The organism is Neptuniibacter pectenicola, assembly GCF_001597735.1.
Classification (GTDB): Bacteria; Pseudomonadota; Gammaproteobacteria; order Pseudomonadales; family Balneatricaceae; genus Neptuniibacter; species Neptuniibacter pectenicola.
In genome coordinates, this window is record NZ_LUTS01000011.1 from 1 (window position 1) to 16698 (window position 16698).

Sequence of the window (16698 nt, forward strand, 5' to 3'; positions counted from 1 at the left end):
TGCCAACTCGCCTCCAGCCTACGCCTCATATGATGTTCTTGTTCATCAGCTCGCAGTTTTGCGTCAGGCTTCCTTTAGACCGTCCCTCGCAGGTTGGCCCTTGCCATTCGCTAGTAGTTATCATCTAATAAACGATATAAATCGCTATGGATGGTGACCTTCCTACAGAGGACTTTCACCTCATTAGTTCATGCCCATGCTGGGCGTACACAAGGCGCTGCTACGGAAAACTTACTCGCTGGCGCTCCTAAATTTCCGCAGAGCGCAGCGTTAACTTTCATATGGTGCCAGTAATCAAAAAAATTATTCTTCTAGGCTTGTTCTGCTTGAATGGGTGTACGTCTGCTGTAATGGGTGTGAACTGTTTGGATGCAAAGATCGAACGCGACTCCAGACCATTGGAAGATCAGTACACCTTGACTATGACAGCAGGCGAGTCTCATCCATTGACGTACAGATATGGGTGTGAACAGTACTACTCCGTTCATTGTAGTGTTCGTGGGAATTATTGGGAGTACCGTCAGATGGCGGACTTCGAACATCCTCCATACATCACGTTCTTGAATAATGGTGACGAGATATCTATCAGAGCTCCAAGCTGCTATGTCGTGCACAATGACTCTCGCCCAGACTACAAGTGGTTCGAAATTCATGTGAATGGCCTACGGATGTTCATAATCGATATCCAAAATGGTCGGGCGCATCTAAAAGAAGGACCAACCCATCTGCCAGAATCAAAAGAGTATTGGCTAGATTTCGATTATGCGTTTTCGAAATTCCCAAGTTAACAAGGCCAGCCAGAGGGGCAGCCAAACCGCTACGCGTTTTGGCTGCCCCTCTGGCTGGCGTTAGGTGTCAGTCAGAATATGACAGAAGCAGATAGAGAAGTTATAGAAATCGTTAAAGAGTTGTTTCGTAGTAAAAAGGGAGAACTCATTGACCCTGATGCTCTTCTTCAAGAGCAGATTGTTAAGTGGTCAATATATATGGCTGTTTTCTGTGTGGTCGCACTTGTGCCAGCAAAGATATTTGGAAGCTCTAGTAGTGAACAGATAAATGGGGTCTTATCAGGTGTAATAGGGGTGGCGTTCACACTCTTCTTTATTCACCTAAACATAAAATCGAAAAATCCAAGTTTTATATTGTATGGCCTTACTTGGTTATCGTTAATGGTGAGTTTATGGCTTGCAAGCTAAATACACCTAACAAGGCTATCAAAAATTGTTCCGGCCAAAAAACGGCCTCCACTGGACGCGCTAACGCGCGCCTCTTATAGCGGCGTTATACGATACCAATATGAAAGTATGGAGTGAAGTCAAAGAAGAATTTGAGGCGGATGGCTCACTGAGAGACATCTACGTTGAAGAGATTGATCCCGCGCTATGGGAGGTTTTCATCGAGGGTGTAAGGGCATCAGCCTATAGGCATGAATTCACGCATGGTGGAGCTTCAATTGAAATCCCTTATGGCCTTATGGAAATTAAAAGGCTTCAGGAAACAGATCCAACAACCTTGATTATTTGGCTCAGGAACCTTAAGGGTCAGGTCTTGCATTGTGCATGTTGATTGCTGAGACTTTACTATGGCCCTGCACTCGCCTTAGATAGGTAGGAAAGTCTTAAGCGCGAAGATAAGACCACCCCGCGGCTTGTTGATGAGCAAGATACTGCACAGCGGCGTCCACCAGCTTAACGTCTGCCTGAGCGGTCAGGGATTGTGCTTGTAAGCTATTACGACACATGACCAATCGACTTAAAATATCCTCATCTGTCAAGGTGACCGCCACGGCCATCGCGGGGCCATTGACGACGATTTCTACTTGGGCATCCGGTTCTAATTTAAGCAAATTGCGCGCATTGTTTTGCGCGCGCTTTAATGCATCGACTGTGGGTGCATGGATCAACAATTGAGTAACGGGCATAGGGCTGTCCTTCTAAGCATTCTTCTAAAAATTAAAGGGCATTCGCGATCTCTTGAGCCATTTTTTGTAATCTATCTGTGCCACGATCTCTTGGACGGGGTAGATCAATGGGTTTATCTAACACGACGTTCGCCGGTGAACCCGATAGTACAATGATTCGATCGGCTAAATACACCGCTTCTTCAATATCGTGGGTGATAAACATCACCGCTTTGCGCGTCTGTTCCCAGATCGCCAGTAACTGATCTTGTAAATGCTGACGGGTAATGGCATCCACCGCACTGAAAGGCTCATCCATTAACAATAAGTGAGGCTTGACGGCTAATGCTCTGGCAATGCCGCCCCGTTGTACTTGGCCGCCTGACAACTGGTGTGGCCAACGATCAGCCAACGGGTCAAGGCGAGTTAGTTTAAGTACGTCGTCGACTCGGTTGCGTTTTTCTTCGGCGGTCAGTTTGAGCCCTGTCAGCCCATAAGCTATATTGCTGCGCAATCGACGCCAAGGCATAAGGCGACCATCTTGAAACACCACGCTACGAGAGCGCCGAGTTTCGTCTTCCTCGACGTTGAGTGAAATAGTGCCATGACTGGCTGACGTCAGGCCAGCGACACAACGTAACAGTGTCGATTTACCAACGCCTGAACCACCAACGACGGCTATAAACTCGCCGTCTTCTATTTGAAGATTCAAATGAGCAAACACGGGGTCAGGATTGTTACCGTAGTGATAACTCAGGTCTTCAATCTTTAGGATGGGCGCCATGTTAACACTCGCTTTTCAATGAAACCAAATAGGGTATCGCTCAAGGTGTAAACCAGAGAAATAATCAGCATGTAAACCACAACGACTTCGTAAGCACCGACGCCTGCCGCTGAATTCATCTCTTGCCCCATGCCGGGGACGCCCAACAATTCGGCGGCGATTAAGGTCATCCACGCTTGACCGATACCGGTACGAATACCGGAAAAAATACCGGTGGCAGCACCCGGTAAGGTTACTTGAAAGGTTTGGCGTAAGTGACCATTTTGGCCAAAAGCACGCGCCAGTTCATAAAAACGAGAGTCCACATTACGTACGGCAGAATAGGTTGCAAAGTAGTTTACCCAGAATACGCCTATGGCAATAACGAAGGCGGCGCCAGCATGGCTTACTTTAAACCAAGCGATGGCAAAGACCACCCACGCCAATGGTGGAATGGGGCGTAGAATCCGCGCGAGCAAGGCATGTAATGCGTCTAGCAGCGATGAAGATGCCGCTAATGTACCCACTAAGAAACCAAGAAACGTACCAATCGCCAAGCCCCAGGCGTAATGAACTAAACTTGAGAGGACGGCGGGCATTAAACGCTCGGATGTCCATTCATCAACCAGTGCTTGTGGCAGTTTAAAGGGGTCTGGAATGGTGCCCGCCGCTGCCCAGCCTGCCGCTTGCGCGTATTTCCACAACAGGACAAAGGCTGCTAGCCCTAAGATTCCCAGTAAAGCACGCCCCCATCGTGAGCGTGTTAACGGATGAGCTTGCAAAGCCATAATGTGGAATTACTCCTTAATCAGTTCGTTATAAAAACGAACATCAAACAGGGCGTTTAGGTCAACGCTAGCTTTAAGTGTGCCTTGGCTGGCTTGGAAATCATGCATGGTACGCGTGCCATCTATAATGGCGTTCGGATCCGCTTGGAACTGGTCGTGTGAGTTTTTCAGTGCATTTAAGATAATTTGTTTCGGTAAACGACCGCCACCCACGTATTTACCAACCGCTTTGGCTGCTTGCTCTGGGGCATTACGCAGTTGATCGGTGGCGGCGATGTGTGCTTTCACGAGCGCTTTCACCACTTCAGGGTGCTCATTGATCAATGATTCACGCACGGCTAATACAGCGCCTGGCTGATGAGGGAACATACCCGAGCCCGAGGCTACGACTTTTGCATCGGATTTTTTATCACGAATAATGCTGACGACTGGCTCTAAAATAGCTGCGCCATCAACCGCTTCGGTCATTAGTGCTTGTTGTACCTGTGCTGCGCCTTGGTAAATGATATCGATATTTTGCTTAATCTCATCACGGCTCATCCCTAACTGGTTCTGCAACCAATATTGTAATACCGTTTCTGGCACTGAACCTCGAGGAAAGGTGGCGATAACGGCTTTACGGCCTTTATCTGCTTTAAAGCGGGCAAACGCTGTTTTCGCATCACCACTTTCAAAGTAAGGAGACAGTTCGCCCAATGCGATCATGCTGATTTGTTCAACAATGTTAGAGGCAACTACTTTAATGTCTGCGCCTTTGGCACGGGCAACCATGGCAGGTCCAATACCAAGGTAGGCAACATCTAATTGACCGGCTAGCAGCGCTTGCACAATAGCGGGGCCATTTTGAAATTGGAACAACTTAGGATCGCTAACGCCGGCGTTTTCCAAAGTGTCGCCTTCCAAAACAATAAAGGCTTGGGAAATAGGGATAATGGGCATATAGCCAATTTCAAGATTTTTGTCGGCCGCAGTCACTAAACTACTCCAGCCACATAAGAACAAGGTCATCAGTGCCACGAATCGGGACATTAGAGTACTCCAGAGAATTAAAGGTTGAGCATGGATTATATATGCTCCAAAAGAATATTAAAGTTTATTTAAATATCTTTTTGGAATAAAGAAATAAGCTATTTATGGGAAAGGAGTAGATCGGGAGAGGAGTAGATGAACATTTTATATCAATGCATAAACGGGGTCAGGTCTTAATTTTTCAACAATCTAACGCGTCGCTCTTTACTTTTTTTATTGCCGGAGTCTTGTTGTTGATGGATTTTGGCCAAAGGGGTGGCCTGAGGTAGGAGCTCACCCTGTGAGCGAAATAGAATAACCTAGCGGAATAACCTAGGACAGGCATTGTTGGAAAAGGGGTTAACATACCTGTCTCTATAATATGACCTTTCATATTTTGGCCCGTTGAGTGGCCGCTATCCTATAAAAACAAACGGCAAAAAATTTCAAAGCCTCTATCCCTGTGATATCTTCCCGAGCAACTTGTAGTTAACTGTTGTTGATGCAAACAGTGATAGTTGAAAATTTCGGATTAATTTGTATGAAAAAACAAAAAAGCCAAACATCAGTACCACCCTGTGCCATAGCGTTTGATATAAGCGCATGATGATCAATAAAACGCATAAGCGGTTATTCATACTACTCTCTATAATGCTGTTTATAGCAGATACACTGTTTGTCACTATTAACTACGTTAGTGATAAACGCACCATGCAGCAGAGCTTGAGTCAGGACGGCCTGCAGCTGGAGCGATCATTTAACGTCGCATTCACCATGACGCTCAATAACATGTCTCAACTTGCGACGTTTATTGCTCGCTCAACAGAGGTGCAGCACTTATTTTCCCAAGGGGTGCAAGCGGTTAAGAAAGAAGGAGGAGGTGCGGGAGGCGCTGAATCAGCACGCTTACGAGACATGCTATACGATAGTGTGTCGCCAGGGTGGGCTAAAATGACGGAAAAGTATCAGGTTCGTCAGCTGCACTTTCATCTTGGGCCGGGCTCTACCAGTTTTCTCCGTGTTCATAAGCCGCAGAGGTTTGGCGACAATATGGATAACCTTCGCCATATGGTGGTTGATGTGAATCGTGATGGTGATCCTCGACAGGGCTTTGAACTAGGGCGTGTATATTCAGGCCTTCGTGGCATCGTGCCGGTTTTTTCTGATAATCACCCCACACATCAAATTGGCGCTTTGGAGGTAGGGAACTCTTTTAAAACCTTGATTGATTCGTTGGGCTCTTCTATTGGGGGCAATATTGCGGTGTTGCTTAACGAGGCTAATGTTGAAAATGCGACGTGGTCTCGTCCAGATGAGCCTGAAAGCAGAGCGCCTTGTGGCTGTTTTATTGAAGCGACGTCATCACCCGAGCTGAGTACGTTATTAGCAGCGCGAGCAAATACTACTTGGGTTCCTCCGTCTAAAAAAGCACGTACGGTTTTGCTTAATCTGCCAAATGGCCCTGTTGCTTTAACTGAATTTGCGCTGTCAGATTATATAGGGGAGCGAGACGGCAGCGAGACGCCTGTGGGCCGCATTATGATCTGGAAATCGGCCGCTGACGTTGTAGAGGAGTTGAACCATAATACTTGGATTAATATTGTCTTCGCGATCATCGGTTTTCTTATTATTGAACTGGCTCTTTTTTTTGGTATTCGCCTGGCATTGAGTCAACTTGAGGAGACCGTAGGTGAGCGGACACAAGAGATCCGAGTGCTTAATAGACAATTAGAAGAAATTGCACATCAAGACATGCTTACCGGTGTTTACAGTCGTCGTTACTTTATGCAGCGACTCCGGCAAGAGCTTAATCGTAGTCAGCGCTCTAAACACCCCATCACGCTATTGATGGTAGATGTAGATCACTTTAAGCGTGTCAATGACACGTGGGGGCACCAAACCGGGGATCACGTGTTGACAGAACTAGGCAAGCTAATGATGAAAAATTGTCGAGGCTACGATGTGATTGGTCGCTATGGGGGAGAGGAGTTTTGTCTTTTGTTACCGGGTGTTGATGCAGTAACTGGTCTGCAAATGGCTGAGAAACTACGCGAGCGGGTTGAACGTCAAATCACGATACCGGGTGATGGTATACATGTGACTATTAGCATCGGTGTTGCGCTTTATGCCGAGGGTCAAAGCGCTGAAGAGTGGATTAACGCGGCTGACCAAGCATTATATAAGGCTAAAGGCAGTGGCAGGAATCGATGCTTACTGGCTGAAACGGCTAGATCCGAATCGCTGTCAACAATTTAAACGTAACAATGGAGCTAGGTTGTTTCTTAATATATGGTAGGTGATTAATAATATTATTTAATAGCTAAGAGAGCCTAAACTCTACTTGGTTTCGACCCTGTTTTTTAACGTCGTACAGGGCATCATCAGCACGTTTTATTAAGCTATTTATGCAATCCCCCTCTTGGTAACGGGTAACACCGAAACTTGCTGTAATCGTATGGACGGTAGTGAAATTATACGCTTCTATTTTTGTACGCAGGTTTTCAGCCATTGATGACCGGTTTTGATGGTCTTTGATTGGGGCAATAATTAAGAACTCTTCACCGCCCCAGCGGCCTAACGTATCTGAAAGCCGGATCGATTTTTTCATGAGTAATGCTAACTCCTGAAGCACAACATCACCCACATTGTGACCATACGTGTCATTAACTTGTTTGAAATTATCTATATCCAAGATAATGACTTCAAATGTGCCTTGCATGCGTTTAGCGCGATGGTACTCTTTTTCTAATGTTTTACTGAGCATATGACGGTTATACAGCCCAGTTAACTGGTCTTTATTAGATATTTCTTCTAGCTCTGTTTTCTGTTCAAGGATGTCTTGGTAATGGCGTAGGATGAACCAGCCCATGAGCCATAATAGGGCAGTGATAAAAATAGAAATAGCGACTTGTTCATACCAACTTGCTAACCAGTCTGTATTAGCTAATCCGACGATCACGACAAAGGGTAGATTGTCTACTTTGCGTATATTATACAATCGGCCTGTACCATCTAGCGGCGAAGTATGGGAGAAGGATTGGTTTTTCAGCTGTGACGTCATGAACTGTTCTAAAATAGGGGAGCCCGCTTTTTTGCCTAATGCTTGTGGCGACTCCGGTTGTCGTGCAAGTAAATTGAAATGTCTATCTAAAATTGCAACAACACCGCCCCGACCAATATGCACTTTTTTTACCCATTGAGAGAAAAAGCTGAGATTAAGACCTAAACCTGCAAGCCCTTTATTATCAGGAAATTTACGGGTTTGAATAACCATCATTTCACCAATGTTACTCATAAACATATTTGAAACATAGGTGTCTAATTTAGGGTTTTTCATCGGCACATAGCACCATTCACGTTGGCTAGCATCAAACCCTACTTCTGCTGGGGTGTGAGTCATAATGCATTTATTATCGTTTAGCCCGACACCATTTGAGTAAGGTAAGGTTTGACGTTTTTTTTCTATTAACTGTGAAATACGAGCATGTTCAATGGGATCGTTTGTGGGGTAGGTTAATGCGGTTGTTGGAACGTTATCGATAATATCTCGTAAGATGTAATCAGACGCATTAAAAGCACCTTTTATCCACTCACTCATTAGAAGGCTTGTTAGGGTAATGTTTTTTTTAGCTAGGTTTTTTTCTTGAGAGTATGAATGGTATAGAAAAATACCAAAAAAAGAGGCTGTACTGATAGTAAAAATAAAGTAATAAATAAATAATCTCTTTTTCATTATTTGCCTGTATTTAATTACTACCTAGTCTCAATGATTGGCCAAGGAGAAACCCTTGTTTTTAATAGGGATTAAGCGTGGGGTTTTCTTTATGTTTGTGTGCCATTTAACGGGCTATTATGGTGCTAATTTTAGGCGGCTTATGGTTATAAGTCCATAAAAACACGCATAAGGATCAACCATCCGCGCGGCCAGGTTTTTCTTTTTACATAAGCTATGTGAGGTTAAATCAGCGGGGGCGATGCGCTTTTAACTCAGCAGTACGCACAGCAAAAATCGCCTGTAGGCGCTCACCCCGTGAGCGAATAAAGAAGGTAGATGTCCGTTCCTTGTTTGGGGTAATAAACGGAACCATTCTATTGCGAGATATGTTCTAAGCTCCTCCTAAAAAGCCCTTTCTAATAGCGCCGAAGTTGCAACATATCACTTAGACATTGGGCATTTATTCTAGGGTGCTGTACCGTTGATGTCTGAAAACGCATCTACGGAGGATACCTATATGAAAATGACTTTAACCCGCCTGACTGATAATTTCGCTTTTCATAACCCTCCTGTGCGTAAAAAATATAAAGCATCGGCCCATAGAGGAGGGGATTCATGATTGAAATCAGCTTCCTCTGTTCATTACTTTTATTTCTAGCGATTGGGCTCTCTTCTATGCTCAAAAGCCGAAAAACAACGGAAGATTATCTTGTTGCCGGTAAATCTATACCCGCTTGGCTTGCGGGGCTTTCTGCGGTGGCAACAAACAACAGCGGTTTTATGTTTATCGGCATGATTGGGCTGACTTATGCGACAGGGTTGTCTTCTATCTGGTTGATGCTGGGCTGGATCGCCGGTGACTTGATGGCCTCACTGTTAACGTTGAAACCCCTGCACGCGGCTTCACGCGCAAACAATGTACATTCCTATGGTGAGCTGTTGGCACATTGGCATGGGGGTGAGAATCATGGGTTACGCCGTTTGGTGGGTGTGCTGACGCTTTTCTTTCTTACGCTCTATGCGGCTGCCCAGTTTAAGGCCGGCAGTAAAGCGACATCGGTATTGCTGGAGTGGGACCCGACGTGGGGTATCTTAATCAGCGCGGGTATTGTCTTGTTATATAGCGCCGCAGGAGGTTTGCGCGCCTCGATCTGGACGGACGCTGCTCAGTCCATTGTTATGTTAGTGGGCATGACTATGTTGATTGCTGGGGGCATTGAGTTGGCAGGAGGGTGGACATTGGCCTTGGATAAAATGGACCGGGTTAATGTGGATTTTCTGGGATGGTTTCCCGATAAAGACTGGATTGGCATCGTACTGTTTATTGCCGGCTGGGTTTTTGGTGGATTTGCGGTGATTGGTCAGCCCCATGTTGTGGTTCGTTTTATCAGCTTAAAGGGTGAGTCGGAGATTAAGCGCATGCGCTTTTACTACTATGGCTGGTTCACGCTATTTTACGGGGCCACTATTATGGTTGGTTTGTTAAGCCGTATTACCTTTCCTGAGAGTGCTAACTTTGATTCTGAGCTTGCTTTGCCGACGATGGCGCAGTTGGTTCTACCTGATGTATTGGCGGGTATGGTGCTTGCTGCGCTGTTTGCTGCGACCTTGTCTACGGCTGATTCTCTTGTGCTTTCATGTTCCGCTGCGGTTACCCGTGACTTTGTACGGCTACCGGGGAAGATACATTCACTCTGGGCCGCTAAGCTGACTACAGCAGGTGTCATTACGGTCGCTGTGATTATTGCGTTAACCGGTGCAGAGTCGGTCTTTTCTCTCGTGCTTGATGCGTGGGGTTTGCTCGGCTCAGCTTTTGCGCCGCTGGTCGTGTTACAGGCCTTTGGCAAGCGTATCCCACAGCCGGTATCCATTAGCATGGTTATTGCGGGCGTTGGAGTCTTTCTTTTATGGCAGCAGATGGGGTGGGGAGGCGCGATGTATAGTGTTGCGCCGGGCATACTGACAGGCTTTGTGGTTTATAGCTTATGTAAGCTGGTAGGCCCTGCAAAAGGGGCTGAGTCGACCCTTTAGCCAAGGGGCTAAGGTTAGTTAGGTAAAAAGAGGGACAGGCACCGTTTTGTTTTGGGGTGAATTAAGAAAATGAAGGGAATGAAGGGTGCCTGTCCCAAGCTAAAATGGCAGGGTGTTATTCTGGGCGTGTAAGGGTTAAATAGATTATAGTATTATCGTTGGTAGCAGGGTCGTCTCAGGGGTAGTGTGATGACGGCCTATTGATCAGCGTAAAATCTTAATAACTGAGGCGTTGTAATGAGTAATGAGCTTATGCCCGACCTAAACGAAGTAACGCAAGATTCAAAAAATATGGCGTTACTGTCATGGATTGGAACATTCTTTTTGGGGTTTATCCCCGGTTTGATTCTGTATGTGATAAAAACGGATGATGCCTATGTTCAGGATCAGTCTAAAGAGTCATTAAACTGGTCGATAACGGTCATGATTGCCTATGCCGCGGCGTTTATTTTGAGCTTTATTGCTATCGGTGTCGTGCTGTTTCCTGTTATTGGTCTATGCCATCTTGTTTTTTGTATTATGGGCGCGGTTTCAACCTCAAAAGGTAATCGTTTTCGTGTGCCTTTTGCGATTCGGTTAATTAAATAGGGTTAGGGTTTTTAGGTATTGAGTGTACTGAAGAGGCTGTTTTGATCGGCGCTTCATTACATTACACAGAGTAAGATAGGTAGAGGGTCTCGTTCGCGAGGCCTTTTTTTTAGCGTGCTGAATAATCACAGTAGATTAGAGTGTTTATAGACATAAGGACTACATAGGGGCTATATATGGGCTATATATGGGCTACCTAAGGCCTCCTTAGCGCTCTTTGTTGCTGAACACCGCACAGTCTCGGCCTTGCTCTTTAGCTTGATAGAGTGCTTCATCTGCACGCTGGAGCCATGTGTCTATAGTGGCCTTTGGTTGCCAAGGCGTAACACCAAAGGATACGGTGATGCCTTTGCCATCCGGTGTTGTTAACTCCTTTTTGATGGCGGTTCTTAGATTTTCAATAAAGCTCGTATGTTGGTCATCACTAATCCAAGGGATTAACAGGACAAATTCTTCTCCACCAAACCGGTACAGTCGATCATAGTTACGGATATGTGAGGTGGTAATCGCAACGAAGTCTTTGAGGACTTGGTCACCCACACCGTGGCCATATTGGTCGTTTACTTTTTTAAAGTAGTCTAAATCTAAAATGGCTAAAAGCGGTTGAGTGCCGTTCCGCTTGGCGTTGGCGAGGGCTGCTTGAATATCGGTATTCATGGCGCGGCGGTTAAATGCACCGGTTAAGGGGTCAACGGTATTGAGGGTTTCTAGTAAGCGGAACTGTTTTGCGCTGTGGCTGGCATAAACAAAGGTACTCATTGATAGCATTGTGATTGTTATCACATAGGAGGCGAGCGAGACGGTGTTAAAAATGTCGGATAAAACGATTAGCGAAACGCCCGCAATGATGTTCAGACAGAGGGCCTCAATCGGCTTGATGAGAATAAAGGTGCTGGCAAAAACGGGATAGACCCAGAAAAAGCTCTCGAACCCGTTCGCAATGACAACGATAACGACCCCAACGTTAATAAATAACGCGGTAACTGCGCTGATCAGGCGTATTCTTTTGGAGTAATAGGCGTACCCGACTAAGGCGACGATGCCTAGTATCAGCATTATATCTATGATTACTGCTGAGGTGTTGCCTTCGGCGTAACGTATAGCGACAAAGGGTAAAATACCGAACATGGCTACGGAGCCGAGTAGCAACAATAACGATAGTTGGTATTTTTCCTGTAGCTGATTGATCATAGCTCTGCTCGTACGCGATAAATGATGATTATGCCTATTTAGGTTGGTTGATTAACAAGCAGTAATCTTTATTTGTTTTAATATGAGTATTGTCGGCTTCAATGATGACCTAATACCCCTATTAGTAAGGGGGGGGAATGGGGCGGTCTTGAGGTGGGGTATTATAGTGTATCTGCCTTTATTTATCGGCGGTATTGACTGTAAAAGAGGGTGTCGTGAAAGGATTTGAATCATTATTGGCGGAGGTGCGCGCGTGTGAACGTTGTCGTGAGAGCCTTCCTTTAGAGCCGCGCCCAGTGCTTCAGCTAGATCCTGAGTCGCGTATATTGATTGTAGGGCAGGCGCCGGGAAAGCGAGCACACGCATCAGGGATACCATTTGATGATGCGAGCGGTAACCGCTTACGGGCTTGGTTAGGGGGTTCGCGTGACGCGTTTTATGATCCAAAGAAATTTGCTATTTTGCCCATGGGGTTTTGTTACCCTGGGAAAGGCCTCTCGGGCGATTTACCGCCACGCCCTGAATGTGCATTAGCGTGGCGAGAGCGATTACTGGGTTGCTTAAAGAAGGTGGAGCTAACGATTGTGATTGGTCAGTATGCGATGGCGTACCACTTTCCGTCAGAGCGCCGTTCTGTCACTGCGCATGTGCAAGCATGGGAGGATTGCTGGCCCACAGTCGTACCCCTGCCGCATCCCAGCCCGCGTAATAATCGTTGGTTGTTGAATAACCCGTGGTTTGAGGTAGACCTGTTACCTAAGCTTAAAGCGAGGGTCGCAGAGGTGCTCGCGAAATAATGGGCTAGATGATAGATATGTGGTGAGTCTTAAAGGTGATAATCTTTTAGTCTCCTTGTGCTTTGTTGTTACGAATGAAACCTAGGTTGTTTTGATGCTGATTGAGATAAGCGCGCCGGTTTTTAAATGCGAAGAGGATGAAAACATCTTTTTCTTGCGTATACAGGGGCTGCCGAACTATAAGCATGTTGCGATCCATGAGTCATGTTTGCAGGTGACGCTTTTGGAGCCTGTTGTGGCGAGCAGTGTTCAGGGTAACGTGGCTTCAGTGTCGGCTATGAATGAGCTACAAGAGATCTGCGATATCTGGGGGACACGCTTTCGCATACTGACGCCTTAATCTGTGCTTTTGTGGCGGGTTGAAGACGGTGATGTGGCGCTAGGATTTATTATAAAAGGAGTGATATGTCATACCCTATAGAAAAGAAGCTGGTGGTTGCGGTCTCTTCCAGCGCCTTATTTGATCTGTCCGAATCCCATGCGGTCTTTGTTGAGCAAGGGCCTAAGGCCTATAAAGAGTTCCAAAAAAGAAACCTCGATAAAGTGCTCGAAAAGGGTGTAGCGTTTCCATTTATTAAACGGTTTTTACAGATTAATCAGCGTTTTCCCGATAAAGAGCCCGTTGAAGTGGTTTTGTTATCGAGAAACTCTGCCGCCACCGGAAAACGGGTTTTCCGCTCTATTCAGCATTACGGACTCGATATATCCCGCGCGGCGTTTATGGAGGGTAAATCCCCTTACGAATATATCCCTGCTTTTAATGCATCGCTCTTCTTATCGGCCAATGCGGAAGATGTGCAAAACGCGATCGATTCGGGCTATCCCGGTGGGGTGGTTTTGCCTAGTAAACGGATTAAGGATGATGACCATGCAGAGCTTCGCATCGCATTCGACTTTGATGGGGTGATTGCCGATGATGAAGCGGAAGCGGTCTTTAAAGGCGGTGACTTACCCGGGTTTTACAGCTACGAAGTTGAAAAGTCCGATATTCCACACCAGCCGGGGCCTTTGGCTGATCTGTTTAAAAAGTTATCTTTTTTGCAGGCGTTGGAAGATAAAGAGATGGAGCGAGATCGAGAGTATCAACGCATCCTAACGACCGCCATTGTTACGGCGCGCAGCGCTCCAGCCCATGAACGGGTGATAACAACCTTGGAAGATTGGGGCGTGAGTGCAAATGAGGTTTTTTTCTTAGGGGGAATGTCGAAGGAGCGGATTCTATCGCGCTTAAAACCCCATATGTTTTTTGATGATCAGCGTAGCCATTTAGCGTCGGAAGCGGGGGATATCCCTATGGTCCATATCCCGTTTGGCATCGCCAACGCAAAAGCGGAGTAAACCTGTACGCAGAGTCTACGCTAGGGCAATGGCATTAAGGCGTGTATGTGTTGCCTTATGGTCATAGGCACGGCGTGAGAGCTTTTTGTTAGAGCAATAAAAAAGGCCGCATCAATGCGGCCTTGTTATAACTGCTTTAGCAAACAGATTATTTAATAAATAGCATTTCCGAATATTTCGGTAAAGGCCAAACGTTATCTGCAACCATTGTTTCTAGTAGGTCCGCATGGGTTCTTACACTGTCCATAAGCGTGCGTATTTCGTTAGCACAGAACTTCATATGGTCTTCTACTGTTGGGAAGTCGTGCTGAGCAATCGCAGCGGAGAGTGCTGTAACATCGGCCATCATCGCATCGGCAGTCGTTGCCACTTTTTGAGCAAGGCTGTTATCGAGGGATACACCCACGCTAGACGCGGATGCAATAGCAGACGTTAGCTCTGAAAGGTACGTCGCTGCTGCTGGGTAGATGGAGGTCGTTGCCATATCGATGACAAGCTTCGCTTCAACTTCGATCGATAAAATATATTGCTCTGAATAGACTTCGTAGCGGCTTGCTAACTCAACCGGTGAGAGAACGCCTGTTTTCTCAAAAAGAGCGATAATCGCTGGGTCTTGGAAAGCGGGTAGGGCATCAGCGGTTGTTGGGATGTTTTTTAGCCCTCGTTCTTCAACGGCTATTTTGTGCCATTCGTCAGAGTAGCCGTCACCACCAAAGATAACATTGCTGTGCTCATCCATCAGGTCTTTTAGTACAGACAGTACAGCGGATGCTTGATCCAAACCTGAATCCAGTGCCGCTTCAAGCTTACCAGCAACCCAATCGAGGGAATCCGCAAGCATTGTGTTCATAGCAACAAGTGGGCCTGAAACTGACTGTGACGAACCAACCGCCCTAAACTCAAAGCGGTTGCCTGTGAAGGCAAACGGTGAGGTACGGTTTCGGTCGCCAGGATCACGGGTAAACGAAAGAATCTGTGACAAGCCTAGGTCCATCTCACCACCGCAAACGGAGGGTTGAAGGTCGCCAGCTTGAATGTCTTTAAAGACTTTTTCCAGCTGATCGCCTAAGTAGACCGATAGAATGGCAGGCGGTGCTTCATTTGCGCCAAGACGGTGATCGTTAGACGCTGTTGCAATAACAGCACGTAGTAGCGGACCAAATAGATGCACACCACGAATAACCGCGCCACAGAAAAGAAGGAAGTTTAGATTTTCTTCAGGGGTGTGGCCTGGGTCAAGTAGATTACCTTGTGTTGAGTTACCTACAGACCAGTTGACGTGTTTCCCCGAGCCATTAATACCAGCAAAAGGTTTTTCGTGCAGTAGTGCAAGGAAGCCATGCTTTTTCGCGGTATTTTTGATGATGGTCATCAGTAGTTGCTGGTGGTCAGCGGCTACGTTGGCGGCTTCAAAATAAGGCGCTATTTCAAACTGACCGGGTGCAACTTCGTTATGGTGTGTTTTTGCTGGAATGCCGAGTCTAAAGAGCTGGTCTTCAAAGTCTTGCATGAATACTTGAACACGTTCAGGGATCGCACCGAAGTAATGGTCATCAAACTGCTGACCTTTAGCGGGCGATGCACCGAACAGTGTGCGTCCCGCAAGTAATAGGTCAGGGCGGCTGTTGGCAAAGTTCTCATCAACTAAGAAGTACTCTTGCTCGGCGCCACAACTAGAATTTAATGTTGCGACATTTTTTTCACCCATAAGTGAAAGCACTTTTTTAGCCGCTTTATCCATTGCCGCATTTGAGCGTAACAGAGGGATTTTCTTATCTAAAGCTTCACCGGTCCATGACATAAAGACACTAGGTATCATTAATGTCGCGCCGTTAGGCGTGTTCATGATGTAAGCAGGGCTGGTTGGATCCCATGCGGTATACCCGCGGGCAGCATTGGTGATACGTAAGCTACCGTTAGGGAAGGAAGAACCATCAGGCTCACCTTTAATGAGCAGGCTGCCGGTAAACTCGGTAATCGCATTGCCTTCGGCATTAGTCACGATAAAGCCGTCGTGCTTTTCTGCGGTTGCGTTGGTCATGGGGTAAAAAATATGAGAGAAGAACTTAGCGCCTTTAGACATAGCCCAATCTTTCATCGCAGCGGCAACAACATCAGCGGTAGCAGCATCTAGCGGAGAGCCCGTTTGAACGGTTTTCTTCATCGCTTTAAATGCGTTTTTTGATAGTGCCTCTTCCATTTTAGCTAGGTTGAATACATCGCTAGCCCAAATTTTGCTTAGTGGCTTTGGCATCGCTACATCGATAGGTTTGCCGCTACTAATTGCACGAATAGATGATAATCTTGATGCGTTACCACTCATTGTTTTACCCCAAAAAGTTATTCAATACGTTTTATGACCGCAACAGGCTGCTAAGAGATAAGCGGACGTAGCGGTGCTTAATGATCTTTAATAAAGCAAATTTAAGACCAATAGTTTTAAACTGTTAATTTTGTCTAATAACCCATTGTTTTATATCAAAAATAAGAAGTTAGTCAGAACTTATACATTATTATTTAAAAATACGATGCACGATAATAGTGCGAATGATTTTTGGATTGTAGCAAATGCGCACCAT

The 16698-nt window shown here is 46.1% G+C and carries 16 protein-coding genes; 8 read left to right on the plus strand and 8 right to left on the minus strand.

The genetic code is table 11. From position 1 onward, the window contains the following. Positions 1-311 precede the first annotated feature (311 nt). Positions 312-488 (minus strand): hypothetical protein, encoded by a 177-nt coding sequence (locus tag A3773_RS18380; protein WP_156473534.1) that lies wholly within the window; start codon positions 486-488, stop codon positions 312-314. Positions 489-866: 378 nt separating this feature from the next. Here A3773_RS18380 and A3773_RS13635 point away from each other — a divergent pair, with 378 nt between their 5' ends. Then, positions 867-1196 (plus strand): hypothetical protein, encoded by a 330-nt coding sequence (locus A3773_RS13635; RefSeq protein WP_067986964.1) that lies wholly within the window; start codon positions 867-869, stop codon positions 1194-1196. A gap of 100 nt (positions 1197-1296) precedes the next feature. After that, entirely contained in the window at positions 1297-1566 is a 270-nt protein-coding gene (locus A3773_RS13640) for a hypothetical protein (protein WP_067986966.1), read from the plus strand. 52 nt (positions 1567-1618) lie between these two features. Here A3773_RS13640 and A3773_RS13645 read toward each other — a convergent pair whose 3' ends face one another. Genes A3773_RS13645 through A3773_RS13660 form a run of 4 tightly spaced genes read right to left on the minus strand, consistent with a single transcriptional unit; the run spans position 1619 to position 4480 of the window. Next, positions 1619-1921, minus strand: a complete 303-nt coding sequence (locus A3773_RS13645; protein WP_067986968.1) for a DsrE family protein — start codon at positions 1919-1921, stop codon at positions 1619-1621. 31 nt (positions 1922-1952) lie between these two features. Beyond that, entirely contained in the window at positions 1953-2684 is a 732-nt protein-coding gene (locus tag A3773_RS13650) for an ABC transporter ATP-binding protein (protein ID WP_067986970.1), read from the minus strand. Further along, the gene (locus A3773_RS13655; protein ID WP_082800630.1) at positions 2669-3451 is read right to left on the minus strand and encodes an ABC transporter permease; all 783 of its coding nucleotides are present in this window, start codon (positions 3449-3451) and stop codon (positions 2669-2671) included. Before A3773_RS13655 ends, A3773_RS13650 begins: the two co-directional genes overlap by 16 nt. 9 nt (positions 3452-3460) lie before the next feature. Beyond that, positions 3461-4480 (minus strand): ABC transporter substrate-binding protein, encoded by a 1020-nt coding sequence (locus tag A3773_RS13660; protein WP_067986973.1) that lies wholly within the window; start codon positions 4478-4480, stop codon positions 3461-3463. A 582-nt stretch (positions 4481-5062) separates the two neighbouring features. On the opposite strand from A3773_RS13660, the gene A3773_RS13665 reads away from it, so the two are divergent. Continuing rightward, positions 5063-6715, plus strand: coding sequence for a sensor domain-containing diguanylate cyclase (locus A3773_RS13665; protein WP_067986974.1), 1653 nt, complete (start codon positions 5063-5065; stop codon positions 6713-6715). 64 nt (positions 6716-6779) lie between these two features. Here A3773_RS13665 and A3773_RS13670 read toward each other — a convergent pair whose 3' ends face one another. Further along, entirely contained in the window at positions 6780-8057 is a 1278-nt protein-coding gene (locus A3773_RS13670) for a sensor domain-containing diguanylate cyclase (protein ID WP_197462791.1), read from the minus strand. Between the two features lie 732 nt (positions 8058-8789). Here A3773_RS13670 and A3773_RS13675 point away from each other — a divergent pair. Next, positions 8790-10205 (plus strand): sodium/proline symporter, encoded by a 1416-nt coding sequence (locus A3773_RS13675; RefSeq protein ID WP_067986978.1) that lies wholly within the window; start codon positions 8790-8792, stop codon positions 10203-10205. Positions 10206-10442: 237 nt separating this feature from the next. After that, positions 10443-10793, plus strand: coding sequence for a DUF4870 domain-containing protein (locus A3773_RS13680; RefSeq protein WP_197462792.1), 351 nt, complete (start codon positions 10443-10445; stop codon positions 10791-10793). Between the two features lie 207 nt (positions 10794-11000). Here the strand turns inward: A3773_RS13680 and A3773_RS13685 are convergent, their stop codons facing one another. Further along, positions 11001-11984, minus strand: coding sequence for a GGDEF domain-containing protein (locus tag A3773_RS13685; protein ID WP_067986980.1), 984 nt, complete (start codon positions 11982-11984; stop codon positions 11001-11003). A 215-nt stretch (positions 11985-12199) separates the two neighbouring features. Here A3773_RS13685 and A3773_RS13690 point away from each other — a divergent pair, with 215 nt between their 5' ends. The 3 genes from A3773_RS13690 (at position 12200) to A3773_RS13700 (ending at position 14119) form a co-directional block, all read left to right on the plus strand. Continuing rightward, on the plus strand, positions 12200-12781 hold the full coding sequence (locus A3773_RS13690; protein ID WP_156473535.1) for a uracil-DNA glycosylase family protein: 582 nt from the start codon (positions 12200-12202) through the stop codon (positions 12779-12781). A gap of 94 nt (positions 12782-12875) precedes the next feature. Next, positions 12876-13121, plus strand: coding sequence for a hypothetical protein (locus A3773_RS13695; RefSeq protein WP_067986984.1), 246 nt, complete (start codon positions 12876-12878; stop codon positions 13119-13121). Between the two features lie 65 nt (positions 13122-13186). Then, positions 13187-14119, plus strand: a complete 933-nt coding sequence (locus tag A3773_RS13700; RefSeq protein ID WP_067986986.1) for a 5'-nucleotidase — start codon at positions 13187-13189, stop codon at positions 14117-14119. A gap of 148 nt (positions 14120-14267) precedes the next feature. Here the strand turns inward: A3773_RS13700 and A3773_RS13705 are convergent, their stop codons facing one another. Continuing rightward, positions 14268-16442 (minus strand): glutamine synthetase III family protein, encoded by a 2175-nt coding sequence (locus A3773_RS13705; protein WP_067986988.1) that lies wholly within the window; start codon positions 16440-16442, stop codon positions 14268-14270. Positions 16443-16698: the final 256 nt, after the last annotated feature.

Bases quoted from the DNA above. Each gene is read 5' to 3' on its own strand.
- A3773_RS18380 (WP_156473534.1), bottom strand. From the start codon at position 488: ATGAACGGAGTAGTACTGTTCACACCCATATCTGTACGTCAATGGATG.
- A3773_RS13635 (WP_067986964.1), top strand. From the start codon at position 867: ATGACAGAAGCAGATAGAGAAGTTATAGAAATCGTTAAAGAGTTGTTT.
- A3773_RS13640 (WP_067986966.1), top strand. From the start codon at position 1,297: ATGAAAGTATGGAGTGAAGTCAAAGAAGAATTTGAGGCGGATGGCTCA.
- A3773_RS13645 (WP_067986968.1), bottom strand. From the start codon at position 1,921: ATGCCCGTTACTCAATTGTTGATCCATGCACCCACAGTCGATGCATTA.
- A3773_RS13650 (WP_067986970.1), bottom strand. From the start codon at position 2,684: ATGGCGCCCATCCTAAAGATTGAAGACCTGAGTTATCACTACGGTAAC.
- A3773_RS13655 (WP_082800630.1), bottom strand. From the start codon at position 3,451: ATGGCTTTGCAAGCTCATCCGTTAACACGCTCACGATGGGGGCGTGCT.
- A3773_RS13660 (WP_067986973.1), bottom strand. From the start codon at position 4,480: ATGTCCCGATTCGTGGCACTGATGACCTTGTTCTTATGTGGCTGGAGT.
- A3773_RS13665 (WP_067986974.1), top strand. From the start codon at position 5,063: ATGATGATCAATAAAACGCATAAGCGGTTATTCATACTACTCTCTATA.
- A3773_RS13670 (WP_197462791.1), bottom strand. From the start codon at position 8,057: ATGAGTGAGTGGATAAAAGGTGCTTTTAATGCGTCTGATTACATCTTA.
- A3773_RS13675 (WP_067986978.1), top strand. From the start codon at position 8,790: ATGATTGAAATCAGCTTCCTCTGTTCATTACTTTTATTTCTAGCGATT.
- A3773_RS13680 (WP_197462792.1), top strand. From the start codon at position 10,443: ATGAGTAATGAGCTTATGCCCGACCTAAACGAAGTAACGCAAGATTCA.
- A3773_RS13685 (WP_067986980.1), bottom strand. From the start codon at position 11,984: ATGATCAATCAGCTACAGGAAAAATACCAACTATCGTTATTGTTGCTA.
- A3773_RS13695 (WP_067986984.1), top strand. From the start codon at position 12,876: ATGCTGATTGAGATAAGCGCGCCGGTTTTTAAATGCGAAGAGGATGAA.
- A3773_RS13700 (WP_067986986.1), top strand. From the start codon at position 13,187: ATGTCATACCCTATAGAAAAGAAGCTGGTGGTTGCGGTCTCTTCCAGC.
- A3773_RS13705 (WP_067986988.1), bottom strand. From the start codon at position 16,442: ATGAGTGGTAACGCATCAAGATTATCATCTATTCGTGCAATTAGTAGC.